Annotated in this window: 23 protein-coding genes; 7 read left to right on the forward strand and 16 right to left on the reverse strand. The window is 43.2% G+C overall.

Features of this window, described 5'->3' with window-relative positions:
- Positions 1-187: 187 nt before the first annotated feature.
- From AB3N61_RS17620 to AB3N61_RS17690, 15 genes are all read right to left on the reverse strand, one after another.
- The gene (locus tag AB3N61_RS17620; protein ID WP_412758421.1) at positions 188-2,587 is read right to left on the reverse strand and encodes a C1 family peptidase; all 2,400 of its coding nucleotides are present in this window, start codon (positions 2,585-2,587) and stop codon (positions 188-190) included.
- Between the two features lie 11 nt (positions 2,588-2,598).
- Positions 2,599-3,051 carry an LIC_20196 family exoprotein gene (locus tag AB3N61_RS17625; RefSeq protein ID WP_020770132.1) on the reverse strand — a complete coding sequence of 151 codons (453 nt, stop codon included), beginning with the start codon at positions 3,049-3,051 and terminating at the stop codon, positions 2,599-2,601.
- A gap of 159 nt (positions 3,052-3,210) precedes the next feature.
- Positions 3,211-3,789, reverse strand: a complete 579-nt coding sequence (locus tag AB3N61_RS17630; RefSeq protein WP_367899314.1) for an SCO family protein — start codon at positions 3,787-3,789, stop codon at positions 3,211-3,213.
- A gap of 143 nt (positions 3,790-3,932) precedes the next feature.
- The gene (locus AB3N61_RS17635) at positions 3,933-4,589 is read right to left on the reverse strand and encodes an energy transducer TonB (RefSeq protein ID WP_367899315.1); all 657 of its coding nucleotides are present in this window, start codon (positions 4,587-4,589) and stop codon (positions 3,933-3,935) included.
- A gap of 9 nt (positions 4,590-4,598) precedes the next feature.
- Entirely contained in the window at positions 4,599-5,003 is a 405-nt protein-coding gene (locus tag AB3N61_RS17640; protein ID WP_020769935.1) for an ExbD/TolR family protein, read from the reverse strand.
- A 27-nt stretch (positions 5,004-5,030) separates the two neighbouring features.
- A complete protein-coding gene (locus tag AB3N61_RS17645) occupies positions 5,031-5,648 on the reverse strand; it encodes a MotA/TolQ/ExbB proton channel family protein (RefSeq protein WP_020769980.1) in 618 nt (205 codons plus the stop codon).
- A 78-nt stretch (positions 5,649-5,726) separates the two neighbouring features.
- Positions 5,727-6,212, reverse strand: coding sequence for a hypothetical protein (locus AB3N61_RS17650; RefSeq protein WP_367899316.1), 486 nt, complete (start codon positions 6,210-6,212; stop codon positions 5,727-5,729).
- A 14-nt stretch (positions 6,213-6,226) separates the two neighbouring features.
- Positions 6,227-8,773 carry a TonB-dependent receptor plug domain-containing protein gene (locus tag AB3N61_RS17655; RefSeq protein ID WP_367899317.1) on the reverse strand — a complete coding sequence of 849 codons (2,547 nt, stop codon included), beginning with the start codon at positions 8,771-8,773 and terminating at the stop codon, positions 6,227-6,229.
- A complete protein-coding gene (locus tag AB3N61_RS17660) occupies positions 8,770-9,111 on the reverse strand; it encodes a hypothetical protein (RefSeq protein WP_367899318.1) in 342 nt (113 codons plus the stop codon). Before AB3N61_RS17660 ends, AB3N61_RS17655 begins: the two co-directional genes overlap by 4 nt.
- On the reverse strand, positions 9,108-9,431 hold the full coding sequence (locus tag AB3N61_RS17665; protein ID WP_232421009.1) for a hypothetical protein: 324 nt from the start codon (positions 9,429-9,431) through the stop codon (positions 9,108-9,110). Before AB3N61_RS17665 ends, AB3N61_RS17660 begins: the two co-directional genes overlap by 4 nt.
- Before the next feature lie 96 nt (positions 9,432-9,527).
- Positions 9,528-9,908: an LIC20211 family lipoprotein gene (locus AB3N61_RS17670; protein WP_367899319.1), complete on the reverse strand. Its 381-nt coding sequence runs from the start codon at positions 9,906-9,908 to the stop codon at positions 9,528-9,530.
- Between the two features lie 309 nt (positions 9,909-10,217).
- Positions 10,218-11,267 carry a methylmalonyl Co-A mutase-associated GTPase MeaB gene (gene meaB, locus AB3N61_RS17675; protein WP_367899320.1) on the reverse strand — a complete coding sequence of 350 codons (1,050 nt, stop codon included), beginning with the start codon at positions 11,265-11,267 and terminating at the stop codon, positions 10,218-10,220.
- A gap of 7 nt (positions 11,268-11,274) precedes the next feature.
- Complete coding sequence (gene scpA, locus AB3N61_RS17680) at positions 11,275-13,452, reverse strand: methylmalonyl-CoA mutase (protein ID WP_367899321.1); 2,178 nt, start codon at positions 13,450-13,452, stop codon at positions 11,275-11,277.
- The gene (locus tag AB3N61_RS17685; RefSeq protein ID WP_367899322.1) at positions 13,449-15,326 is read right to left on the reverse strand and encodes a methylmalonyl-CoA mutase family protein; all 1,878 of its coding nucleotides are present in this window, start codon (positions 15,324-15,326) and stop codon (positions 13,449-13,451) included. Before AB3N61_RS17685 ends, scpA begins: the two co-directional genes overlap by 4 nt.
- Before the next feature lie 12 nt (positions 15,327-15,338).
- On the reverse strand, positions 15,339-16,331 hold the full coding sequence (locus AB3N61_RS17690) for a TerC/Alx family metal homeostasis membrane protein (protein WP_367899323.1): 993 nt from the start codon (positions 16,329-16,331) through the stop codon (positions 15,339-15,341).
- Between the two features lie 104 nt (positions 16,332-16,435).
- Between AB3N61_RS17690 and AB3N61_RS17695 the strand changes: the two genes are divergently transcribed.
- From AB3N61_RS17695 to AB3N61_RS17725, 7 genes are all read left to right on the forward strand, one after another.
- The gene (locus AB3N61_RS17695; protein ID WP_367899324.1) at positions 16,436-17,065 is read left to right on the forward strand and encodes a lysoplasmalogenase; all 630 of its coding nucleotides are present in this window, start codon (positions 16,436-16,438) and stop codon (positions 17,063-17,065) included.
- A 68-nt stretch (positions 17,066-17,133) separates the two neighbouring features.
- Complete coding sequence (locus AB3N61_RS17700) at positions 17,134-17,874, forward strand: ferritin-like domain-containing protein (RefSeq protein ID WP_367899325.1); 741 nt, start codon at positions 17,134-17,136, stop codon at positions 17,872-17,874.
- Between the two features lie 129 nt (positions 17,875-18,003).
- Positions 18,004-19,149, forward strand: coding sequence for an aminotransferase class V-fold PLP-dependent enzyme (locus AB3N61_RS17705; RefSeq protein ID WP_367899326.1), 1,146 nt, complete (start codon positions 18,004-18,006; stop codon positions 19,147-19,149).
- 3 nt (positions 19,150-19,152) lie between these two features.
- Complete coding sequence (locus AB3N61_RS17710) at positions 19,153-20,118, forward strand: bile acid:sodium symporter family protein (RefSeq protein WP_367899327.1); 966 nt, start codon at positions 19,153-19,155, stop codon at positions 20,116-20,118.
- Positions 20,119-20,243: 125 nt separating this feature from the next.
- On the forward strand, positions 20,244-20,396 hold the full coding sequence (rpmG, locus tag AB3N61_RS17715) for a 50S ribosomal protein L33 (RefSeq protein WP_010514486.1): 153 nt from the start codon (positions 20,244-20,246) through the stop codon (positions 20,394-20,396).
- A gap of 12 nt (positions 20,397-20,408) precedes the next feature.
- Positions 20,409-20,861 carry a TraR/DksA family transcriptional regulator gene (locus tag AB3N61_RS17720; RefSeq protein ID WP_020769934.1) on the forward strand — a complete coding sequence of 151 codons (453 nt, stop codon included), beginning with the start codon at positions 20,409-20,411 and terminating at the stop codon, positions 20,859-20,861.
- A 154-nt stretch (positions 20,862-21,015) separates the two neighbouring features.
- Positions 21,016-22,983, forward strand: a complete 1,968-nt coding sequence (locus AB3N61_RS17725) for a hypothetical protein (RefSeq protein WP_367899349.1) — start codon at positions 21,016-21,018, stop codon at positions 22,981-22,983.
- Positions 22,984-23,166: 183 nt separating this feature from the next.
- On the opposite strand, the gene AB3N61_RS17730 is transcribed toward AB3N61_RS17725, so the two are convergent.
- Positions 23,167-24,519 (reverse strand): PrsW family glutamic-type intramembrane protease, encoded by a 1,353-nt coding sequence (locus AB3N61_RS17730; RefSeq protein WP_367899328.1) that lies wholly within the window; start codon positions 24,517-24,519, stop codon positions 23,167-23,169.
- Positions 24,520-24,564 lie beyond the last annotated feature (45 nt).

Below are 24,564 nucleotides of genomic sequence, written 5' to 3' on the forward strand. Positions count from 1 at the left end.
CAGCAGAGCTGGTCGTCTTCTCGCTTCTATTGTCGCTGCGAAGGGGGCTGGTGTGGTGGTACACTTGCACTCCAACAAAAATCCCCTTATCACGAAATCCACAAAAGATCAAGCAGATCTTTCACCGATCCCCATGTTGGAATTCCAACAAAAGGATTGGAAGTTTCGTTCAGTCGCTTTTCTTATACTACTCCTTCAAGAAATTCAAAGTAGCTTTCTGATTGATGATCCCATTATCTTTTAAGGTTACCTGTAGAGCGTCCCCCGCGTTCTCGATCTCAATTCGGAACTTACCTTCCTTGTCGATGATCGGGCTATTTTCCACATATCGTCCTTCGAAAATTTTCTGCTTATTGAACTTCACAACATAGTTCACATTGTCTTGGCTTTCGATCTCCAAAAGGACTTGGTTCACACCCTTGGAACCGTCCCAAGACATAGCAGTCCAAGGTCCTTTAAATTTTTCTAAACTAGAATCTCCACCGAAGGAACGCATTACCTTTGCAGGTTTTGCTTGGGAAAGGACCGCTGAGACAGGAGTCGCCTTATCACTTTCTCCTCCCAGATCAGTTTTGGAAGTTACGGAGTAGAGATATAATATTTCCTTTTCGGGGATATCCGCAATAAAGTTTGTAGTCTTTTCGTTCGTTCCGGAAACAAAATCCCAAGAAGAAGCTCCTCTTTTTTTACGATACACATAGTATTCGTTGGCTCCTTTGACTGGATCCCATTTTAAGGAAATTTTTCCAGTTTTGGTATCGAGAGCTCCCTTTAGATTTGTCGGCGAGGCAAGTTTTGCCGCTCTGTGTTTATTTGGATCTATATATCCATAAGCATAGTCTGAGAATGGACCGGATAGTCCGTCCTTATTCACAGCAGCCACAGCGTAGAATGCGTACTGGCCATTCAGTTTTTCGTCAACGAATGCCTCTTTTGATTCTTCTCCTACCTTGGACCAAGCGCCTCCTCCGAATAATCCGGTCACATCGTAACGATAGACTAGATATTTGGAAGCGCCGGAAACCTTCTGCCATTGTACTTCTATTTTACTATTATAAAGTCCTTTCGTAGCGGTAAGCCCGAAAGGTTTAGAAGGTTTCGCTTCTGCTTTCATAGTAAATCCGGAAACAGCATCCGAAGTATCCCCGGTTTTACCGTTACCGATCGCCGCGATTACGTAGAACTCCGTCGCTCCGTTCCTAGCCGCAGCATTATCCGTGTAGTTGGTATTTTTTACTCTACCAACGGAGAGATATTTTTTCTGATTGGAGTTCCACTTGTATACATAGTAATCGGAAACTCCGCTGATGGGTTCCCAAGATAGATCGATCTTATTCGGATATTGTCCTTGGCTTGCTTGGACTCCCACAACCTTAGGCGGAGCCTTTGCTTCTTCGGTTTTTGCATAGCCGATCGCTTCTCCATCCGATAGATCGGAAGAATCTTTATCTGTTAAGGTCGCAATTTTATAAGAGTAAGCGATATCCTTTTGGATCCCATCATCCGTAAATCCGTTGGTCTGAGAAAGTCCGACCTTAGAAAAAGAGGAATCTCCCGGCCCTTTTCTATGGATCTCGTATCCGATTGCGTGCTGAACGGATGCCCAGGTCAGTACTACCTTATCCGAAAAAGAACCTTGGGTCGCAGCAATCTCCTTTGGAGCGGTCGGTTTTACTTTTTCAGGAGGTACGGGTTTTACATCCGTTGCCGGTGTAGTAGTGGTTGTATTCGTGGTAGTTGTCGGAGTCACATCGTCGACAAGGACGAATGCGGATTGGCAAACCTTCGTGAACCATCTATAATCAATATAGCCGTAACCGTTGTCTCCCCATTGGGTGGACCATGAGTTGATAAACTTAAACACTCCCTTGGAATCGTCGTAACCTACGATTGTAATCGCATGTCCGCCGTAGGTTTTCCCGACTCCTTCCTTATAAACTTCTCTTCCTTTTAAGTTCATAAAGTTTTCGTAAACTATTATCCCGGCTACTACGGGTCTTCCTAAGGAGAGTTGATTTTTCAGTTCGGTCGGATCGGTTTGTCTGATCCGTAAAAATTCTTTTGCCTTATAAGCAGAAGCAGCATTAAAAGCGTCTTGAGAGGGACGGCGAAGATAATCTCTTTCATTATATGGCATTGAAGACCAAGGTGCCGCCCCTTTTTCCACAACGAGACGCATTGCATCGGAAATCAACGAACCGTTGTCCCTTCCTCCGTTGATCTGGTTATAGATGAATGAAGGTGAGAAAATATTGGAATAGTTCGGACTTCCGGAAGAATCGCTTAACTTCCAACCTCTGTCCTTTCTCTCCATATATTCTTGAAAAGACTTGGTAGCGTAAGCGGTGGACCAGGCAACACAGGAACTTTGTTGTCCTTGGTCTCCGACTGGAGGCATATACTGGGAAAGATCCATGGAGGAAGAAAGCCCTCGGTGAGAGATACGATTCGGATTTGCTTCTTTGAAAGAAGCTAAAAGTTCCGCAGGTTCTTGTTTCATCCCCAGGCCGGGAACTGTCTGAGAGAGGAGGCCGGTTGCAGAGAGTGAAAGTAATAAAACGGATAAAAAACGTAAATTCGGTTTCATCTATTGGTCCTTTAGTTCTTGGTTAAAGATAAGATATTTTCTTCTAGTTGTTTGTTATATTCTCGGAATGCGTACGGATGAGGTTCGTAAAGTCCGATCACTTCCGATTCCACTCCCTTGCTGTCCTTTACTTTTTTCTTAATTAGAAAAAGTATATATTCTCCTTCTTGAGGGGGTGCCTTCAGCCATTTTCCGAATAGTTCGGGAAAGATCAAAAATGCGATGTCGAATTTTTGCGGGAGTTCCTTTCCGCCCTTTAAGGATCTTAAAATTTCCACATTGGCCGTGACGGAGATGGAATTTGAAGAGATCTTACTTTCTTTCACATTGGAAAGTTTTGCCAATGCGATAAAGTCGGAGGAGTTCACCTGAGATTCCAGACTAGGAGGCGGTGTTAATGCGGAGACAGGCGAGATGAATATTAGGATCAGTACGAAAAGGATCAATACGAAACGTTTTTGCATTTGGAAAGACTCCGGAAACAATTTGTTAACGCGGCTTTCCACTCTACTCGCGATCTGGGACCTTTTTCAAGAATTTTCCTTTCTAAATACGATTTAGAATATTCCAATTTTTGGAAAATAGTTTATAAGGGATGGTATTTTAAAGGATTTTTGGGGAACTTATTTTGCTCGGACGAGCAGGGAAGGTAGATCTATTGAATCCGGTTTTTCCGGGATTTTAGGAAATATTCCTTTGATCTTAGGAGAATCGTCCACCCAGATGAGTGCAGTCTTATATTTCATATTTCCACTCTCAGGTTGGATGTATGCTTGGATCCCGAACGCTCTGGCTAGTTCCAACGCTGAGCTTGAGTTTGCAGGTTTGAGTAAAAGTATATTCTCGCTTAGTTTGCCGAATCTATCTCTCAGATCCTGGTAGGTGTCCTTTTCGGGAGTTAGGGTGATAAAAACAAATTGAGAATCGTTCGACGCGGATTTATCGAACCAGCGAAGAAACTTTTCCACTTCCTCCAGATCGTTTTTGGATGAATGTAAAAATCCGAAATATAAAAAAGTTTGTTTTCCGGAGAAGACAGATTTCAAGGAAATGTCTGATTGATTTTCCGCTAAAACTAAGATCCCTTCCGGAACATCCTTCTCCGCTTGTATCATTCCCGGATCGGAATGGGAAAAGAAAAATAGTATGACTAAACTGGCTATCACGCCCGTTAAAAAGAATTTCCAAGCTCCGGATTCCATCTCTAATTACAAGGGACGAAAACTTGTCGGAAACCGCAGCTTTATTCTTAGGGAATGTCTCCGAATATTTAAGGAATCTTATTCCGAAAAATATTTCCGGTGTGTAAATTATGGAAATATTTAGGCGGTTTCAATCGTCGGAATCAGTTATCGTCGAGTTCGAAATGTACTGGAACCCTATGGTTCATTCGAGTCGGTCTTCCCTTTGCATAACCGGGGCTCCAGCGAGCCAATCGTATCACTTTTACCGCCGCTTCTTCAAAACCGTATCCTCGAATGGATGACTTGATCACTTTAGCGTTGATGAGATTTCCTTTTTCATCCACTTGTACTTCTAAATAGATCATCGCATCCGATATACCTTGGGCACGCGCATTTTCCGGGAAATAATCTCTCAAAGAAAAATCTATGATTGGAGTAGGGGCCTTATCTCCATAAAATGCGAATAAGAATCCGTCTTTGTCTGTACCTTCTCCGCTGATCTCATTTTCTTTGATCTCATTCGGATCCGGGTCTTTTCCGTCCTCGTTGGAACCTTCTACCCATTCGTTCGGATCTTTGTGCGTAGGAGCGGTTTCCCCACCAATAAGTTCTGGAGGAATGTCTTGGATATCGACTTCTACGTTCATCTCCAATTGTTCGGAATCCACGAATTCCTTTTCTTTGTGGGTGATATAGTAGTAAGTTAGGAACAAAAATAGGTGAAAAGCAAGGGATCCATAAACACAAATCTCCCAAAGAGAAAGTTCTTTGAGCCTTTGGATTACGTTAGTCTTTACTTTTTCCAGACTAGGATTCATTTCTCCGGATCACCTTTTAACGGATAATGCGATTTGGTGCACGCCGGCCTTTTTGATTTTTCCCATAGTCTCTGCTATTTTTCCGTAAGGAAGGGAAGAATCAGCGGATAACGTGATCCTCATATTCGGACGGATCTTACTCTCTCTTTGTAATTGAGCTTCTAATCGGGGAAAATCAGTTTCATTCCCTTCTAAGAAAATTTTTCCGTCTTTGGATAATGCAACCTGAACGGTTTTGGCTAGATTCGCATCTACCGCATCCGCTTTAGGAAGATTAATATTAATGGATTCTTTTTTTAAAAAATTCGCGGTAACCATAAAAATCACCAAAAGAACCAAAATAACGTCCACCATCGGAGTAATATTAATACTGCCGATTTCTTCTCCGTCGCCGGAAGAACTTTGACCTGCCATATATTCTCCTTTCTAGAAATCCCCGGTTTAACCTTTCCGAGATAGGCTTGCTAAAAATTCTTTGGAAAGAATTTCTAGATTGGATTGGATGATTTTCAATTTTCGGGTGAAGTAATTGTTTGCCATTACCACAGGAATTGCAACAGCAAGACCTACTGCGGTGGCAAGCAGTGCCTGTGAAATGGTTCTCATCACCACTTCTCCTGCCGCGTTCCCCAAGGTTCCTAATTTATAAAAAGCACTGATCACACCGAATACCGTTCCTAAAAGTCCGATAAACGGAGCGTTGTTCCCTAAAGTGTTTAGAATGGAAAGTCTGGTCTCGAAACCGACTCTTTCTCCGATCATTTTTCCTTCCATTAATTCTCCCAAACTTTCTTTTCCACCTTTGGAATGTTCGGAAGAGAAGTCCGCAAATCTTGCGTATACGTTCTCCGGATAATTTTCTGAAAATTTAGGCGCTCCGGAGAGATCTCCTTTTCTTGCGGTTTGGATGATTTCAGGTAATACGAAGGCGGAGTCTTTCGTATTTTTAACAAATATGATCGCTCTTTCTACAACAACGGCTACTGCAAGAACGCTCGCGATCGCCATGATCACGAAGATCGCCGATTCCATGTATCCGATAGCAATTTCAAAACTCATTTGATGGTTCCTTCTTAATTTCTGTTTTTTTGTTTGATACGATCCCAGTCATTCTGTTTTTGTTCCGAAATTTCGGACTTAAAGTTCTGGTTCTGACGAATAAAGTTCTTTGCAATTTCTGACGCAGCCGAGGGTCTCTATTCCGGAATTGGAAATCAGTAGTTCGGAACCTTCTCCGCTACAATCGTTTTCGGATCCGACCCTGGACCAATAAGCTTCATTACAATTAAAAATACATTCTTGGGTTTTGGAATTTAAACCCACCATTTGGTCCTTAGCTAATATCTGGCTACAATACGATTCATAATTTTTTGCGGACCCACCGGAGAATAATCCGGAAATCTCGACTTCTCCGCTTCCGATCAAATCGGAGGAAGTTTTTAAACAATCTTCCGTTTCTTGCATGGAGGACTTACATGCTGCGGACGGATTTGCGGAATAATGTAACAGAGATTGTAAGACCAAAGTGCTTTCATTAGACGCTTCCGGCGAATATTGGGAACAGTAGGAGAATATGACTAGAGCGGAGAATAATCCGAACCAGTGCGCAGAACCTTTTCCCAAACTCCGGAAGTGCATTAGAACTTAACCTCGATACCTATATTGAAGAACGGAATGACCACACCGCCCGGTAAAGGAATTGTTCCGAATGTCGGGCTAGGGCTTGGGTTTGTTTTGGAATAAGGTTTCGTATTATCGAAATCTTCTCCCCCTACGTTCTCTCTTAAGTAGACGTTTACTATCTCCAAGAAGGTATTAATATACCCCCATTCATAATTGAAAAATCTATCGAAACGTATGTCAAGTCGATGATAAGGCTTTAATCTACGGCTATTGATATATTCTCCCAGGGCAGGGTTATTAGCATATTGAGGAACCCAATAGGTTTGGCCGTTGGCAGGGTTACTGAACCTTCCCCCATCGTCCCCTACGATAGGTGTAAACGGTCTGCTTGTGAGGTAGGACCATCTGGCCCCAAACTGCCATTCTTGGCTCCATCTCCAACCGAAGACCATATTGATTACATGGGTCCTGTCATAGTCGTATAATGTCTCTTTAGAATTCTTATAAAACTCCACAGCGATCTGAGTCTCCTGAGTGTTCAAAGGAGCCGCTCCCGGATCAGGGGTGAATATATTATTGTTTCTGAATGTTTGAGACCAAGTATAAGTGATCCAACCGAACCAGTTTCTGGTTCCAGGGCGAGAGTTTTTGCGAAGTACTAATTCGTAACCTCTGGACCAACCGGTTCCGCTATTGGAGTAATTTAACTTTTTGTTTACGATAAAAGGTTGAGCGATCCTGGAATAGGGATCCGGATTTGTTCCTACGTAGTCGGTGATATAAGGGTCATCCACGATCAGGTCCGAGTATTCTTGTTTGAATATCTCGCCTTTGATCTGGTAATCGCCTTCTAAGAGTTGTTCTATACCTCCGCCGTACTTGAATACCTTTTCGAAATCCAAGTGTGGATTCCCGCTATCTTTATTAAATCTAGTGTCCAGAGGGAAGCGGAAGAAATTACCTCCACCCGCAAAGATGGTAGTCCCTTTTCCGATACCTTCGAATTTATAAGATGCCTGCGCTCGCGGACCGAATGCACTATTGTTGACATACGGAATATAGTCGTAACGTGCTCCCGGTTCTATGTGTAAATTTCCTAAACGGATCTTGGTGGTCAAATAACCGTTATAGTAAGCTCCCTTGGCGGTTATGTTGGTGGGGATCGTGGTAAAATCCGGACTTTGTGTATCGTACGGGTTCGGACTTAAATTATTCGGATCCGTTTGGATAATACTAGAACCGGTAGAATAATAATTCAATAGTCTATATTCGGTTCCGAACTCCGCGCTGAAATATTTGTTCGGATCCCAGAAAGCATCCTGACGCACACCATTATACGCGCCACTCGCTCGGTTCTTTCCTTGGATGGAACCGAAGGAAACGTTAAAATCGGTAAAAGGATCGTAGCTGATCAATGTGACACGATTGGAGAATGTGTCGATCGGTTTCCAAGTATAACGTACTGCCTGTGTCCTAAATCCCTGTCCTGAAGAAATACTTGCGCCTGCAAATGCGGCGGTGGAATCATTTGCCGGGTCGTTCTGGTATTTAGCGGGAAGATTTGCCGCAAAGTCGTCTTTGGAATAGAAGGAATGAAAAGAGATCTGGTGATGTTCGTTAAAGTTATGAACAAACTTTACCTGAGAGTCCACGAATCTAGGAAGTCTAAGTCCTTCCGGGAAGTCAGCGCCTAACGCGGAGGTCAATCCTTGCACAAATCTATCCAAGTATCCCACGCGGGCGGAAGCAATCAGATATCCTTTGCCGCCGAAAGTAGGGCTCATATAACTGATGCTACTGGACCAGGCGGAGATGATCAGGTTTTTCTGGGATTTGTCCACCTTATCCACCGTGTCGATATGAATGACCCCGCCCAATGCGTTATTGAAGTTTGCGGGGAACACACCCGTGTATACGTCTATGGATTTGATCAAGTTCGCATTCACCACAGCGCTCAATCCATCGAAGTGGAACGGATACAGGATCGGAAGATCATCCACTAAATATAAGTTCGAGTTCGGATCGGAACCCCGGATCACGTAGTTATTTGCCCCGCCACCAAATGCTGCGGAGGGAACGACACCCGGTATCGTTTCCAAGGCGCGTAACGGTTCGCCGAAAGTTCCAGGCATCCTTTTGATCTCTTCGTATTTGATCGTGGTCCTGGACAGGATCGGTTTATCTCTCTCCGCCGAGACTGTGATCGTACCTTTAGGTGCCTTGGTTTTAGGGGACGCTATGGAAGAATCGGCGCCTGCATCCGTATAAAGAGTAACTGTTTGGCCGGAAGCCTCGACGTTCCCTTTGATATCCTGCATATCTTCCACTTTTAAGATACGGAAAGTATAAATACCCGGAGAAGGTACTGTAGCTTCGAAATATCCTTCTGCGTCCGTTCTATAGATCTTTTTGGTCTCAAAAAGTAAAACCTGGGTCTTTGCTTCCCCTTGGTTTTTTTGTCTGGAGAATAACCTCGCCTTAAAGGTTACTTCTGCAAACAGATCCATTGGCGCGATTGCCGCGAGAAAAGCGATTTTGATCAGTACTTTTTTTAACTTCATGGCAATTTAGGATCCACAAATACGTCTTTAAAATTCAGATACCAAGGGATCTCTCCCGCAGGTTTATCATAATAGATCCAAAGACAAACCACAGGATAAGAATTGAAAGGGCAGTCCGCTTTGGTGATCGCGATACTACAAAGATCTAGATTCCTTCTTTGTACGTCTCCAACCGCGATCGGGAAATTGGGTGGGATAGGATCTCCGCATTTTTTGGAAAGATATTCTGATGCCGCATAGATCTGACTATTCGCATCTCCTTGTGGAACCGTATCTTCTTGAACACATTGTATGAATAAAATACAAAAGAAACTGAAAGTGAATAATCGGGTCTTCATCTTTTACCCGCCTCGTTTTGACCGGTAGAAGGTGAACCGATCACGGTACCCTTTACTTTAAGAACACTTACAGTACCGACGGGAAAGAATAAATGAGTCTCCTGCCAGTATTTTACCTTGATCAAACTTTTCCCTCCCGGGATCTTTTGAACCGCTTCACTAAGTGCATAATCCATATTTAATGGATTAGTGATCGGAATAAGTCCGAACAAAAAGAAAACAGAACTTTCTCCACTGGAAATTCCCAACTCCATGTAATCTTTGGAACGAATGATCGTCGCGGAATCGATGAGTTGAGTGTTCGTCACCCTGCCTCCCACTTCTCCTTGGCTAAAAGTGCCAGAGCATGAGTACAAAGTAAAAAATAAAAAACAAAACAGGATGAAAGATCTGAAAAGAGTCATGTCGACCTTGGATTAACGGCCTTTCTTCTTAGGATCCGAGGACTCGTCCTCGAATTTGATCGCTTCTGCGGAGATATGAAGACGATTCATAGTTAAGAATACAAAGATGGATTTATCCGTCCAATAGCGGACATTGATCAGAGCGTCCGCCTCTTTTTCCTTCTTCAATTCCTCTAATAGTTGATCGATAGGAGGAGATCCCAATGGAATTCCGATGATCGCAATATCGAAGGTGAACCAGTACTTCGTTCCTTCTACCGGAGAGATCACTTTATACTTTTTATCCGCTACCGGAACAGTACTCGTTGCAAGTCCCGCGCTAGAAGTTGCGCAAGAGAAGATGGAAGCAGCTAACAGAATAGATAAAACTAGTCCGGAAATACGAAGTTTCATGTTTTTTCCTTTCCCAGGAACCGACTCCGGTCTAAGTTAATTTCTTATTAGAACGAAGAAGTTTCGCGATTGAGGTTCAATCTTTAGTATCCACCATCAATCTCCCAAAAGACATATTTTCCAAGAAAAAAAAATCCCTTTGAAACCGGAATCACTATGATGTGGTCTGGACAAATATCGATTCGAAGGGAGAATATATTACAAAACCATGATTCTTTGGTTTCGTTAAATATTTAAATTTGATAATAATCCATCCTGGAGCATATTTTAGCCAGGAGGTTTTAGTTTTGGACCTCAGGAACATGGGACTTATTTGGATAAGTTCTTGTCTTCGTTCTTATAACGTTGTACGAGCTTGCGAGCGGTTTGATAAGAACCTGCTAATCCTTGCGTTACAAGTTCTTCAGCCTTATGGAAATCGGTTCCCATCTTCGAGAAAAAGTCATCCAGCAATATGGATTGTACTGATTCATGTAACCAATGTTTGGCTTGTTCTTTTCTTTTTTTTTCTAGGTAACCTTTTTCTCGGATCGTTTTTATAAAGTTTGCAATTTCTGTCCATATCTCGGAGATTCCTTCTCCGGTTAATGCCGAACATGTTCTAACGTCTGTGTGTATGCCTGACTCATGAGCGGGAAGAAAATGAACTGCGGAAATGGTTTCCGCTTTTGCGCGATTCGCTCTGCCAATATTTTCCCCATCCGCCTTGGTGATAGCGATCATGTCCGCCATTTCCATGATCCCACGTTTGATCCCTTGTAACTCATCTCCCGCACCGGCAATTAGCAGGAGAAGGAAAACATCCACCATGGAATTGACTGCAGTTTCAGATTGTCCTACACCGACGGTTTCGACAAGTATCGTATCGAATCCAGCGGACTCGCATAAAAAGATCGTTTCTCTAGTTTTACGTGCGACTCCGCCTAAGGAATCTCCGGAAGGAGAAGGGCGAATGAAAACTTCCTTTCTTCGGGAAAGAGTTTCCATTCTGGTCTTATCTCCCAATATGGAACCTCTCGATAATTGCGAGGTAGGGTCTATCGTTAGTACGGCGACCTTTCTGCCTTGGTCAATCAGATGATTTCCGAACGCTTCTATAAACGTACTTTTGCCGACACCAGGAATACCTGTGATGCCAACCCGAATACTTTTGCCGGAATGAGGTAAACATTTTTCTAATATAGCTTCGGCAAGCTCTTGGTGGGAATGTAATGTACTCTCGACAAGAGTAATTGCCCTGCTCAATAAAACTATATCCCCGGAGAGTATTCCTTTAGAAAAAGTTTCCGCATCCGGAAGGCTCTTCTTTTTAACGGAGCCTCGGATATGGGTTTTTTCTTTTCCCTCGGCTTGGGGCATGGGTAGATTATCCTTCTACACTCTTAATCAGAAGTTCCAGGATCTCTGCGCCTGCCTTGGAGATTTTTGTTCCTGGTCCGAAGATCCCGTTTACTCCGGCCTTATACAAGAAATCATAATCTTGCTGAGGAATGACTCCGCCTGCGATTACTAGGATATCGTCTCTTCCTAGTTTTTTGAGTTCTTGGATTACCTGAGGAACTAAGGTCTTATGACCTGCAGCAAGACTCGAAACTCCGAGCACATGCACGTCGTTTTCGATTGCTTGTTTTGCCGCCTCGGCCGGGGTTTGGAATAGGGGGCCTATATCGACGTCGAATCCCATATCAGCGAAACTTGTGGAAATTACTTTTGCACCTCTATCATGTCCGTCTTGGCCCATCTTAGCGACCATGATCCTAGGCTGTCTTCCTTCCAACTTCGCGAATTTTGCGGAGAGTTCTTTTGCCTTTTTGAAATCCGGATCGTCCATGATCTCCTCCGAGTACACTCCTTTGATCATATGTGTGACGGATTTATACCTTCCGAAAATTTTCTCCATTGCAAAGGAGATCTCACCAAGGGTGGCTCTTTTTCTAGCCGCATCTACGGCAAGTGCAAGCAGGTTTCCGTTCCCTGTTTTAGCACATTCCGTGATTGCATCTAATGCAGCAGTAACCGCCGCATTGTCCCTGTTTTTTTTAAGTTCGTTTAGTTTGCGGATCTGCGATTCTCTCACGGCAGTATTATCGATATCTAAGATGTCCAAAGGATTTTCTTTAGAAGGACGATAACGATTGATCCCTACGATCACATCCTTGCCGGAATCGATCCTTGCCTGTTTTCGGGCAGCTGCTTCTTCTATCCTCATCTTTGGAATTCCGGTCTCGATCGCTTTTGCGATACCACCCAGTTGTTCCACTTCCTGGATAAGTTCCCAAGCTCTTTCCGCTAGTTGTGCGGTCAAAGACTCCACATAAAAGGAACCACCCCAAGGATCCACGACTCTGTGGATATTGGTTTCTTCCTGTAAATAGATCTGAGTGTTTCTTGCGATCCTTGCGGAGAAGTCAGTAGGTAATGCGATCGCTTCGTCTAACGCGTTCGTATGCAAAGACTGAGTATGACCGAGTGCCGCCGCCAAAGCCTCTATACAAGTCCTGCCCACATTATTGAAAGGATCTTGTTCGGTTAAACTCCAGCCTGAGGTTTGGCAATGTGTTCTGAGTGCGAGAGACTTGTTGTTTTTAGGATTGAATGTTTTTACTAACTTCGCCCAAAGAAGTCTTCCTGCTCTCATCTTTGCGATTTCCATAAAATGGTTCATTCCGATCGCCCAGAAGAAGGAAAGACGGGGTGCAAAACTATCCACATCCATGCCTGCTTTGATACCTGTGCGTAGGTATTCCAACCCGTCCGCCAATGTATAAGCTAATTCGATATCCGCAGTGGCGCCTGCTTCCTGCATATGATAGCCGGAGATGGAGATGGAATTAAACTTTGGCATAAAATCTGTGGTATATTTGAAAATATCCGCAATAATCCTCATGGATGGTTCAGGAGGATAGATATAGGTGTTACGGACCATGAACTCTTTTAAGATATCGTTCTGGATGGTACCTGAAAGTTGTTCGGGTTTTACTCCTTGTTCTTCCGCAGCTACGATATAAAAAGCGAGAGTCGGAATGACCGCCCCATTCATTGTCATCGAGACCGACATCTGATCCAAAGGGATTTGGTCGAAGAGGATCTTCATATCCAGAACGGAATCGATTGCCACTCCCGCTTTTCCTACGTCCCCGACGACTCTTTCGTGATCGGAATCGTATCCTCTGTGAGTCGCTAAGTCGAATGCAACGGAAAGACCTTTTTGTCCTGCTGCAAGGTTTCTACGATAGAATGCGTTAGACTCTTCTGCTGTGGAAAAGCCCGCATACTGGCGGATGGTCCAAGGTTGTTGGACATACATAGTAGAGTAGGGTCCTCTTAAAAAAGGAGGGATCCCCGCCGCATAGTCCAAGTGTTCCAAAGACTCCACGTCTTTCGGAACGTAAACAGGTTTGACCGGGACTTTTTCAGGAGTATTCCAAATCGTTTCTTCTAATGTAGAAAGTCCTAATTCGTCCAAGGCTTCTTTGGACCAGGATTCGAATTTTGTATCTCCGGTTACGGGAGTTCTGTTAGGAGAGAATGTAGGTCTTTTCATTGGATTCCCAGCCTCTTTTGAAGATCGGCAAGTGTTTCTAATAGATTGGATCGAACATGGATGAATCCGTTCACGCCGGCGGATTCCAGTTCGGAAAGAATATCTTTTGGATAACCCGCCACGAGTGAGATTGGCTTTTGTTTTAATTTAGGAAGAATTTCCTTTACGTAACCGCTTACTTCTTCGTCGGAACTACAGAAAACGATTATCTGCGGATTTTCTTTTTGGATGCCTGCGATCGCTTCTTCGGAAGTTTCGTAACTTCCGGGATCTACTACTTGGAATCCTGCACATCCTAAAAAGTTCAATGAGAAGATCGCTCTTGCCTTCTTCATTTTTAAGTCGCCCAAAGGAAGAAGAAGTACTTTTACGGAAGTTTTGTTTTTGGATTCGTAACCTTCCGTTTTCATCCGGATCTCTTCAATCGCATCCCCCGCAAAAAACTCAGGGATTGGAGATACTTTGAGTTCGTTAGAGGCAGAAGAGATCGCCGGAGACTTGATATTCTTATTCAGGTCTTTGTTTTGGATCTTATCCTTGGAATTCGGATATTGATTGGTTCCGAGAAAGATCTCTTTTCGGGTAGAGTAATTTTCTTCCTTCTTCTTTCTGGATTCCAAAATTGACGATTGGATCTTTCCTGATTTTAGACATTCCAGGAATCCGCCGTCCTTCTCCACTTCTGTGAAAAGTTTCCAGGCCTGCTCGGTGATCTGATCCGTGATCGTTTCTATATAATAAGAACCGGAAGAAGGATCCGCAACCTTATCCAAGTAAGATTCGTGTTTTAAGAGTAGCTGCACATTTCTTGCGATCCTAAGAGAGAAAGAATCCGCAGGTTGTAATAAATGATCGAATGGAAGAACATTGATGATCTCTGCACCTCCGATCGCTGCGGAGATCGCTTCGGTGGTTCCTCTTAAAATATTATTATGAAGATCATAGATCCCGTAATTATACCTTGCGGTTTCCGCCTCGATAAACGGAAGGGAAGCTTCTCCCTTATCGGAAGAATAAGAAGAAAATATTTCCGCCCATAAAGTCCTTGCCGCTCTGAACTTAGCGATCTCTAAGAAATAGTCGGGACCGATCGTAAATTGGAAGATCGTCTGCGAATTCACTACTTCGGGAGAAACTCCTAATTCTCCCAGGCGATATAAGTATTCGGAACCGAGAGCCAGAGTATAAGCAAGTTCTTGAACGATCGTAGAACCGCTATCTCTGAATGTGGATGAATGAACGGTAAGTGCGCGGAAGTTTTTCCATTTACCTGCAAGTTCCGTCAAGATCGGTTTCAGGGTTTCCGGGCCATGCCCGCCCGAATGACCATGTCTTGCGAGAATTCTATACGGATCGTAACCGAGCCCGCCTACAAGAGTTTTGTTTTTAGGAAGCCAGGAATAAAGTTCGGGAGATTTTTCTTCCGCTACGAAATGAAGAGTGATCTCGTTTAGAGGAAGGTCCGCTAACAAGAACGAGAGATCTTTTTCATTTTTAATTTGGATCCCTTTTCTTCCGGAGCCCACATCTGCGAGCACAAGTCCCAAAGCGGAAACTCCGTTGGAGATCGCTTCGATCGCTAATTCTTTTGCAGTTTTGAGATCCGGGGTATCGATATCTTGTCTGATACTCCAATCGTTCGTAAGTTTGCGAGTAGACCTAAGATAAGGAAATTTTCCGGGAAGGTTGGAAAGGAGCCATTCCTTTCCTTTTAGATTTTCTTTTCTATAAAACGGCTGGATCTTAAATCCTTCTTGGGTTTCCCAAACCAGTTTTTTTTCGAAGTCCGCACCTTTTAAGTCCTTCTGGATAAGGTTTGTCCATGCTTCGGTAGAAACCGGTGGAAATTCGGAGAAAAGTTTTTCTGATGCCATTCGATTTACCCGTCAGGCTCCTTCTTTTTTCGTTTTAAGATAATGAGGAATGGAAGCGAGTATTGAGAGTGCTAGAGTTCCTACGATCACTACCAAAGAGATCTCGATAGAAACATGGATCACTCTTCCGAAAACGTATCCGGAAAATGCGGGAAGAAGAAGTTTTACTCCCACAAATGCGAGTAAAAGTGAAACTCCTTTTTTCAGATGTACGAAAAGTTCCATCACTCCGCCTAAAAGGAAGAATAAAGATCTGAGTCCTAAGATCGCGAATACGTTGGAAGTATAGATGATAAAACTATCTTGGGTAATGGAGAAGATCGCAGGAATGGAGTCGATCGCGAAAAGTATATCGCTGAATTCCACAACGACTAAGATTAAGAATGTGGAAGTAAAAAGAGTTTTTCCATGTTCTTTTACCAAAAATTTTTCGGGGTGGTAAGTTTTGGTCATGGGAAGAATTTTACGGGCATACTTCAGAAGTTTCAATTCTTCCGGATCGAAATCCTCGTCGTCGTCGTGGAAGAACATCTTCCAAGCGGAGTAGAGGAGTAGGAACCCGAAAATGTATAAGATCCATTCGAATCTAGAAACTAGTTCTGCACCGGAAAAGATCATTACGGCTCGAAAGACCAATGCACCGATAATTCCCCATTTTAAAATCATGGGTTGGTATTGGGATTGTATCCTGAACTTAGAAAAGATCATAATAAACACGAAAAGATTATCCACGGAAAGTGAATATTCTAGAAGATATCCCGCTAAAAATTCCAAAGTCTTTTGTTTTGGGAGTCCCGGGTTAGTCGGGTCTTCGTGAAAAATATAAACTAAAAGAGAAAAACTGAAAGCAAGAGTGACCCAAAACAAGGTCCAGTAACCCGACTCTCTGAGCGAGAGTTTATGGGCTCTTTTATTCATTACGAATAGGTCTAAATAGATCAAAAGGCCTATCACGACGGAAAAAATAAGAAAAAGTGTAGAATCTTTTTGGCTAAACGAGATCATCGCAGCTTCCGAGGCCAGAATTGGGCCTTTGAAAGACAGGTTCCTCGGTTCGATCAGGAAGACAATCCCAAATCGCCGAGTGTTTTAGAGATTAGGAGCTGTTAATGATCTATATTATATTCCCGGTTTTAGCCCTTATTCATTTGGGAGTTTTATTTTTAGGTGCGGACATATTTCCGCTTCGTTTGATTTCCAAAATAGTTCCCATTCTATATTTAATCGCGTTAAGTGTGGGAGAAGGGAAATGGAAAACAAGAGCCGGAATTTGGTTTGGGATCGGTTTGGTATTTTCCCTTGGAGGGGATTCGATACTTGCCTTCCCGGATAAATATTTTGTTTTCGGTTTGGGAAGTTTCTTAATCGCTCAAGTCGCATATTCCGTTAGCTTTTCTTGGGGGAATCCAGTACATTTTCTCAGGTTGATCCCTTATGTGGTTTTCGGCGCTTCTTATTTTTATTGGCTTCTTCCAGGGATCGCACCTGCGTTAACCATTCCAGTCGCTGTTTACGTTTCCGCAATTTGTGTGATGGGTTGGAGATCCGCTGCTCGGGAAGTTTCTTCCAGAGACAGATGGTTGGGAATTTTAGGAGCGATCAGTTTTATCATCTCCGATTCTATCATTGCTCTCGGACAATTCACTCCAAATAAACTTCCGTTCCACGGAGTTTGGGTAATGTCTACTTACTACTTAGCGCAATTTTTGATCTATCTTTCCCAAGAGGAAGAGGATTAAAAATAGAAAAAATTATTATTGAACCGACTTGAAAATCCCCTAGAATTGTCGCGACCGGAGTATGCAGAATGAGTATTAAACCTTTAAAAGAAACTACATTTTTGGAAGCCGTTGCGGCTGCAATCCAGCATGAGAAGGACTACTTCGAATTTTACATGGATACGTATGAAAAACTCCCTCCGGGAAGAACTAGGGAATTATTCGAAAAACTTGCGGAGGAAGTGGATGAACATATCAAATTCATTCAGGAGATCTATCAAGTAGCGGAAGGTGCGGAACTTCCGAACTTAAAACAATTAGCTGCGATCCATAAATTCCACCAAACTACCATCCAAAAGATCATGAATAAGGTGGAACGTACGATTACAGGTTCCGGATCCAAGAACGCTCACGAGGCGTTGGAGCTTGCAATTAGAGAAGCGGAGAACTCCGTTGCATTCTACGAAAAGCTTACCACTAAATTCGAAGATTCGAATATTAAACTATTGTTTTCCAAACTCATGGATTACAGCCATAATTACCAATCCTTGCTGGAAGCTGAGTTGAATTCATTCGACCAAACTAGCTCTGCCGGAGGTGCATACTTCTGGGACGAACAAGCCGAAGAAGTAACAAAAGCTGTAGGCAATTCCAAACCTAATAGTAAGGCTCCTAAGGGTCTAAAACCTTCTAAGCCGGCCAAAAAAGCCGCGGCTAAAAAGGTAGTGAAGAAGGCTGCTCCGAAAAAAGCTAAGGTCTCCGCTAAGAAAAAGCCTGCCCCTAAAAAAGTTTCTCCTAAGAAAAAGGCAGCTACCAAAAAGAAAAAGTAAGAACTAGAAAAACCGGGAAACAGGCGCTTCCCGGTTTTGCCTTGGGCTGTTCGGAAAGGTAAACCTTTTGGAAGAAGTTCTTAAAAAAGAAGTTTTCCCTCGGACTGACAGATCCAATCTAGCCCCGAGATGAAAACGAATTCAAGTCCGGATTGGACCAAAATACAACATTTGTACCCGATAAACCGGGAAATGATCTGGTTGAATAATTGTGGGACTACTCCCGTAAACACGGACACCATCCATGCAGTGAATGAATACTTGCAAGGTTATGCGGCTAGAGGCGGCCAAACTGACGTACGTAGATACCCGACTGTTAAAAAAGTGATCCGTAATATTCTCGCGGAATTATTAGGCGTTGATGCGGAAGAACTTTCTCTAATCCATCATACCAACGAAGGGATCGGATTTATTTCCCTGGGTTTGAAACTTAAAGCGGGGGATCGGATTCTACTTCTGGAAAACGAATATCCTTCTAATATTTATCCTTGGGAACATTGGAAGGAAAAAGGTGTTTCTATTTCATTTGTGCCGATGTCGGAAACTCCAGATGGATTTTTAGAAAATCTTAAATCGTCTATCACTCCGGATGTAAAAGTAGTGAGCCTTTCCGCCGTACATTGGTGCACGGGGATGCCTTTCCCTTTGGAAGAGATCGGAAACTTCCTAACCGAAAAAGGGATCGAGTTCGTTATAGATGGGGCCCAAGGAGTGGGACTTCTTCCCGTACGCCCTAGAGAAATGGGAATTTCTTATATGGCGTTCCCTGCTTGGAAATGGTTACTCGGACCGTTAGGACTTGGCGTTCTGTACATTGCAAAGGAAAAGTTAGAAGGACTTAATTTCCCATTCAAGGGAACAGGTTCCGTGGTAAACGACGAGGTGTATTTACCTTATAGACAAGAGTTAAAAGGTACGGATCGTTACGAAATTTCCACTGTGAATTTTATAGACTGGGTCTATTTCCAATCCACGTTAGAAATGCTTCATAAAGTAGGCTTTCATAATTCTATGGAAAGGATTTACGAACTTGCGGATTATCTTTCCGACAAACTCAGAGATACAGGTTGGAAACTTGCCTCGGATCATTTTCCCGATTTTAAAACAGGGATCGTAGTTGCGGAAAAAGAAGGACTCTCCATGGAAAACATGGTATCTCATCTCAAAAAGAACGGAGTCATGTGTGCACTTCGATTGGGACGGATCCGATTCTCTCCACATATTTATCTGGCCAAGGAACAATTGGACAGGGTAGTGGACCTTCTCTCTAGATAAACGGTGGCTTCACTTTTCGAAAAGGCGGCTTTATTATTTCCACTTTGGGTCATTTTTGGTGTGACACTGAGCTGGTTTTTTCCCACGATATTGGATGGATTTAAAGGACCTTGGATTACTTACAGCTTAGGACTGACCATGCTCGGAATGGGGATCAGCCTAAGAATGGAAGATTTTACAAGGGTATTCAAGGCTCCTAAACCCATCCTAATCGGAGTGATCGGTCAATATACAATCATGCCGCTCACAGGTTGGTTTTTGGGAAACTTCTTCCAACTCCCTGCTCCTTTAGCTGTCGGCATTATAGTCGTTTCCTGTTGTCCTGGTGGAGTTGCCTCTAACGTAGTTTCTTTTTTAGCGAGAGGGGACCTTGCACTATCAGTTACGATGACTGCGATCTCGACTGTTTTATCCGTGATCATGACTCCGCTTCTCACTTTGTTTTTGGTGGGGAATAGCGTGGGCGCAAACGCTTCCGGTCTTTTTTTCGATACGTTACAAGTAGTGATCCTTCCGGTGATCCTAGGAATTTTATTAAATCGTTATACTCCTAAATTTGCGGAGAAGGTGAAAATCATTTCTCCTTTGATCGCAGTCATACTCATCACTCTGATTGTAGCCTCCATTATCGGTTCCGGAAAGGAAGCAGTGATCCGTTCCGGAATTCATTTGATCTCCTCCGTATTCTTACTCCATATTTCAGGGTATTTTTTCGGGTATTGGGCGGCTTATTTTGGGACCAAATCTTTTGTAGTAGCTAGGACGGTTTCCATAGAAGTGGGGATGCAAAACAGCGGTCTGGGCGCGGTCCTTTCCCGGAACAATTTTTCCGATCCTTTGGTGGCGATTCCGGCAGCAATCTCCAGTTTTGTACATTCTTTGATCGGAAGTGTTTTGGCGGGGATCTGGAGAAGGTCCTTTTCTCGGGAAGAAGGGGAAAAATCGCTAATTTCGGCCGATCTTCCTTGATTTTTGTCCGTCCTTTTTTTTTATAGCATAATCAGTCTGAATAGGGTAAACTTGGCGGCCATAATTTTGGTCTAAACCGAGAAGTTCCTTTTTCAGGCCAATCTTAGCTAAGAGTATCATCCGTTATGAGAGAGATCATTAAGCTTTCTTGCCAGGTTTGTAAGAAAAATTCTTACTTCCAGACCAAGAATAAAAAGGCGAAATCCGAGAAGTTGGTAACGAAAAAATTTTGCAAATTTTGCCGTGCCCACGTCGAACATAAGGAATCCAAGGTATAATTCCGAATTCAGATGGTGACTAAAAAAGCTGCATACGACAAAAAGGTCCTGAGTGAAATAACGGACCTTCTCATGGAGAGAAAAAACTCTCTATTGGAGAAGTATGCGAAGTGGGAAGATAATAGCAAACCTTCCGGCCTGAAGGAAATGGGAGATATCGCAGATATCGCGTCGGAGATCAACGAAGAGATGTTGAGTTCCGTTTTAACCGAGTCTGAGATCGAGACCATTCGAGAAATCGATGTGGCTCTCGAAAAAATCGAGGACGGTTCTTATGGCATTTGCGAGGGAACCGGCAAAAAAATTCCTTTAGCCAGACTAAAAGCGATCCCTTGGACTCGTTATACGGTTGAATACGCCGAGGCAGTTTCTAAACACAAGGCTTCCGGCAAAAAAGGTCCACTTTCGACTACATTGACGGGGACCTATAAAATACCATCCGATCCAGATTCCCTGGACGATTAATTCTCCACACCCAATCCGGCCTATTTTTTTGGATTGAAATCTACTCGTTTTCGGCGAGCATTTCCAATTCGTGCCAAATCTTTTCGCCCGATTGAGGCCTCTTAAAACTCCTACCTTTCTTACACTGATTTTAACAGTGATCCTGTCCTACCTATTGCTACGATGGACACTCGTAGTAAGAGATCCGGATGGGAACCTGGGAATCGTCTGGATCCAATTCTTAGCGGGACTTCTCCCAAATCTACATCATAGAAAATCAGGGAGAATGTTCACTGCGGCATTCGCTCTACTTTCTCCCGGTTTACTACTTTATGGGGAAGGCGGCTATTTATACTTATCCGCTCTATTTGCCGGGGCGATTTTCGGGATATTTTTGCGCCAATATATCTCCACTTTCTACGGACATCCAGCAAACGACGACGATCCTGTATTAAGATATTTTTATATAAACCGACCTTATAAGAATTCCCTTGAATTCACTAAAAACCCTAGGACTGCATTTTTGATCTTAGCGGTATTTTTACTCTTAGATCGATTACTCGCTTACTTTGGAACGGATCCGCTGACTTCTTGGATCTTGCAGGATACCGAATATTCTTCGGGGATCTCTTCTAAGTATGCCTTTGCATTGACCTTGGACAGTATAGGTTCTTGGCTCTCCGCTTTCTTATACTTCTTCGCAGAGGAAACCAGTTCTCATGATACGGACCCTCCCGGAAAACATTGGAGAACAGGGATCACAGCGGGCTTTACTGCCAATTTAATTTTAGGTGCGATCCAGGGACTTGCTCCCTCCACGGATTTTCCGTTTACTGCAGGAAACGCGGAAACTTTCGGAGTCTCCGCATTCTTTCCGGATGCAGCTTCCTTCGGGATAGGAATGCCGATACTATTCGGATTTTTCTTTTACCAGATCCATAGCAGGAACTGGAGGATCTCTTCTCGAGTTCTATTAAGCATTGCAGTATTTATCGCGCTTGGTCTTGCCGGAAGATACCAAAGCCCGGGATATTGGCTTTTGATCATATTCCAAACCGCATTGGTGATCGGGCTTACATACCAAAGAGGATTCAGAAATCCGATCTGGAAATATTCTTTTATTCCGTTCGTAGTGCTTGGGACAATCTCCGTTCTAGTCGGAGTTTACTTTATAGGTAGAATGGATTGGTCCTTCACACCATGGCAATTGATCCGAGAAGATGTGTCTAACGCATGGACCAAGGGAAAGACACTCTCCAAAATGTTGGAAATTTTCTGGAAAGACGGTTGGATCCAAACCTTATCCGCATGGAACTGGTTTAAAGATGCTCCGGTATTCGGCCAAGGATTCGGCGGATTTGCTCTGCATTGGATCGAGTCCGGACCAAGAGGTTCTTATCCTCAGAATGGGACCCAGGACTTCGCATTAACTTCTCTGGTATTTTTACTTTCGGAAGGAGGAATCTTATTCTTCCTTCTATTCTTTATTTGGGTGGGATTGGAGTCGTATACCAGAACTTCTTATTGGTTTCTGCCTCTTCTATTTTTTCCTGTCACATTCTATGAGCCTTGGACGAGCGGGGCAGGAATATTAGGTTTTCTTTTAATATGGCTTTTAAGCGCCTCGGGACCTTCTACCCGAACTTTACCGAAATGGTGGATGGTTCCGGCGTTCAATCTGGTTTGTTTACTATTCGGCTTGAGTCTGACTGCAAAAGCGTTTATTCGACAATCTTCCCAATTGCAAGGACCCGAATTCAGATTCGAGGAAAGAAAGACCTACCAACTTTCCGCAAAAGCAAAATTCCAAGAAAAGGCTGGGGGACGATATCATATATTCCGATCCGGGACTTCATGGATCTTGGGGGATAAGGGAAATATCAACATCCGAATCGCTTTGGAAGAAGCGCCTAAGGCGGGAAAGCCTGTGTATATCCGTTGGATTTTCTCGGATCAAAACGGAGTGGAATTACAATCCAGAAGTACTCCATTAAATGCCACAGTGAACCAAGTAGGTTTGGGGGTTCCTGCAGGGGCTAAATCATTAACTGCCAAGGTAATGAGGATTTCTTGGTACCAAGCGGGACCTTCCGAGTTTTATATCGGTACGGATGATTTTGACGGTCTGAACCGGATTAGATAGTTTTCGTGGATCGTTTTTTGTTGGAACTCCTACAGAACTTTTGCGAAATAAATGAGTAGTAAAAATTCGAATTATATGATATAGGGACCGAGCGTTCCCACGAGCCACTCCCCGCCACCCAAAGTTCGGGCGGGGGCCGTCGTGACATTTGCGATGTTGGAATTCCAACATCGCGATCTCTAATTAAGTTCTCGTTTTAGAAAATGCATCTAACGTATTTCTATATTGTTGTTTAATACGTATAAACCATCTCCAGGCCAGTAGTCTCCAAGGGATCTTCGGGAATCTGTACAAGGCCCCGCTTTCATGACTTGGGTCTTCCGGCCTGAAGTTTTTCCAGACGGGGACTACCGGTATCTTTTCGAAATTTTTCCCTGCTATATAGAAAGAAACAGTGGTTTCTCTGTCTAATTCCGGCTCTCGGATTACCGGGGAATAAAAACCCTTTCTGGAGAGTGAATACGCGAGACTCGGTTCTTCGTCTCCTTGTGGTCCCAAGTTTACGGAAAGGAAAAGTGGAATTTTCAAAATTCTTTCCCGAAAGAAAGAAGGGTTGATCATACCTCTGAGTAGGAACAAAAATCCGAGCCAAGTAGGGTATTCCATAAAAAGGGTAATAAATTCTAACGAACTGATATTTGCCAGATAATATGGGATCCATTCCGGAACGAATAGATAAAAATTCAGACAAAAGATAGGAACTCCGAAAAGGATTACGGAGATAAACGATCTTATCGTAGAAAGATCTCTTAATAAGGGAATTTCCTTTATACTCTCTTTGGATTGGGCAGCTCTCAACCAAGAATCGTATCTGGAAAATTTGCGGATCATCGAGTAATCGTCCACGAACAGATTTTCCGCCTGTAATAATTCGAATGGAAGAGTTACTTCCGCTTGGACCACAAGTAATTCTAAGGTCAAAAAAGAAAGTCCCAGGATTAACGGAATGTATACCGTTCCGAGGCCTCCTTGTATCAGTAAAAAATTATAAAATCCGTGAAGTATTATCAAAAAGGAAAATGTGAAGATGAGATCCAGGCCGGAAAGATTTCCTTTTCTAGATTGCAGGAATTTTAAAATAAAAAATCCTAATATACCTCCCGAAAAGGTATGCAATGGCAAGGAAGTTCCCGATCTAAGTAAACCTTGCCAAAAATCCAGTCGAAAAGAATAAAATACGTTTTCTATACAACCGAAAGAAGCGCCTAAGGTCAGACCGAAATACAATCCGTCCGCAAGGTTGGAGGAATTTTTTACCTGTTTTAAGAATAGAAAGATCAGAATTGCTTTGGAAGTTTCTTCCGGAATGGCTCCTACGAGCATTGCCTTGGAGAATGCGGAATAATTTTCGAATAAGTCGAATACTCCTACTTCCCAGGCAAGAGCGATCCCGGTTGCGATCATTCCGTAAAAGAACGCAAATGTTGTGAATGTGTTTCCTTGTCCTGAATAATAGGTTTTACGGTAAAAATCCCAATAAAACCAAGCTGCAAGGATTGCAGAGATCGGTTTGCCTAAAAAGATCCAGTTTTCCATTCGCTTTAATAAAAAAGGCGTCGCCTGACAATTTTAAGCGACGCC

The sequence above is a fragment of the Leptospira sp. WS58.C1 genome (assembly GCF_040833995.1).
In the GTDB taxonomy this organism is placed as follows: domain Bacteria; phylum Spirochaetota; class Leptospiria; order Leptospirales; family Leptospiraceae; genus Leptospira_B; species Leptospira_B cinconiae.

What these genes read in the sequence shown, in the direction of transcription:
- AB3N61_RS17655 (WP_367899317.1), bottom strand. Translation starts at nt 8,773, where the DNA reads ATGAAGTTAAAAAAAGTACTGATCAAAATCGCTTTTCTCGCGGCAATC.
- AB3N61_RS17690 (WP_367899323.1), bottom strand. Translation starts at nt 16,331, where the DNA reads ATGATCTCGTTTAGCCAAAAAGATTCTACACTTTTTCTTATTTTTTCC.
- AB3N61_RS17640 (WP_020769935.1), bottom strand. Translation starts at nt 5,003, where the DNA reads ATGGCAGGTCAAAGTTCTTCCGGCGACGGAGAAGAAATCGGCAGTATT.
- scpA (WP_367899321.1), bottom strand. Translation starts at nt 13,452, where the DNA reads ATGAAAAGACCTACATTCTCTCCTAACAGAACTCCCGTAACCGGAGAT.
- AB3N61_RS17705 (WP_367899326.1), top strand. Translation starts at nt 18,004, where the DNA reads ATGAAAACGAATTCAAGTCCGGATTGGACCAAAATACAACATTTGTAC.
- AB3N61_RS17620 (WP_412758421.1), bottom strand. Translation starts at nt 2,587, where the DNA reads ATGAAACCGAATTTACGTTTTTTATCCGTTTTATTACTTTCACTCTCT.
- AB3N61_RS17645 (WP_020769980.1), bottom strand. Translation starts at nt 5,648, where the DNA reads ATGAGTTTTGAAATTGCTATCGGATACATGGAATCGGCGATCTTCGTG.
- AB3N61_RS17685 (WP_367899322.1), bottom strand. Translation starts at nt 15,326, where the DNA reads ATGGCATCAGAAAAACTTTTCTCCGAATTTCCACCGGTTTCTACCGAA.
- AB3N61_RS17730 (WP_367899328.1), bottom strand. Translation starts at nt 24,519, where the DNA reads ATGGAAAACTGGATCTTTTTAGGCAAACCGATCTCTGCAATCCTTGCA.
- AB3N61_RS17630 (WP_367899314.1), bottom strand. Translation starts at nt 3,789, where the DNA reads ATGGAATCCGGAGCTTGGAAATTCTTTTTAACGGGCGTGATAGCCAGT.
- AB3N61_RS17695 (WP_367899324.1), top strand. Translation starts at nt 16,436, where the DNA reads ATGATCTATATTATATTCCCGGTTTTAGCCCTTATTCATTTGGGAGTT.
- AB3N61_RS17660 (WP_367899318.1), bottom strand. Translation starts at nt 9,111, where the DNA reads ATGAAGACCCGATTATTCACTTTCAGTTTCTTTTGTATTTTATTCATA.
- AB3N61_RS17700 (WP_367899325.1), top strand. Translation starts at nt 17,134, where the DNA reads ATGAGTATTAAACCTTTAAAAGAAACTACATTTTTGGAAGCCGTTGCG.
- rpmG (WP_010514486.1), top strand. Translation starts at nt 20,244, where the DNA reads ATGAGAGAGATCATTAAGCTTTCTTGCCAGGTTTGTAAGAAAAATTCT.
- AB3N61_RS17670 (WP_367899319.1), bottom strand. Translation starts at nt 9,908, where the DNA reads ATGAAACTTCGTATTTCCGGACTAGTTTTATCTATTCTGTTAGCTGCT.
- AB3N61_RS17635 (WP_367899315.1), bottom strand. Translation starts at nt 4,589, where the DNA reads ATGAATCCTAGTCTGGAAAAAGTAAAGACTAACGTAATCCAAAGGCTC.
- AB3N61_RS17625 (WP_020770132.1), bottom strand. Translation starts at nt 3,051, where the DNA reads ATGCAAAAACGTTTCGTATTGATCCTTTTCGTACTGATCCTAATATTC.
- meaB (WP_367899320.1), bottom strand. Translation starts at nt 11,267, where the DNA reads ATGCCCCAAGCCGAGGGAAAAGAAAAAACCCATATCCGAGGCTCCGTT.
- AB3N61_RS17720 (WP_020769934.1), top strand. Translation starts at nt 20,409, where the DNA reads ATGGTGACTAAAAAAGCTGCATACGACAAAAAGGTCCTGAGTGAAATA.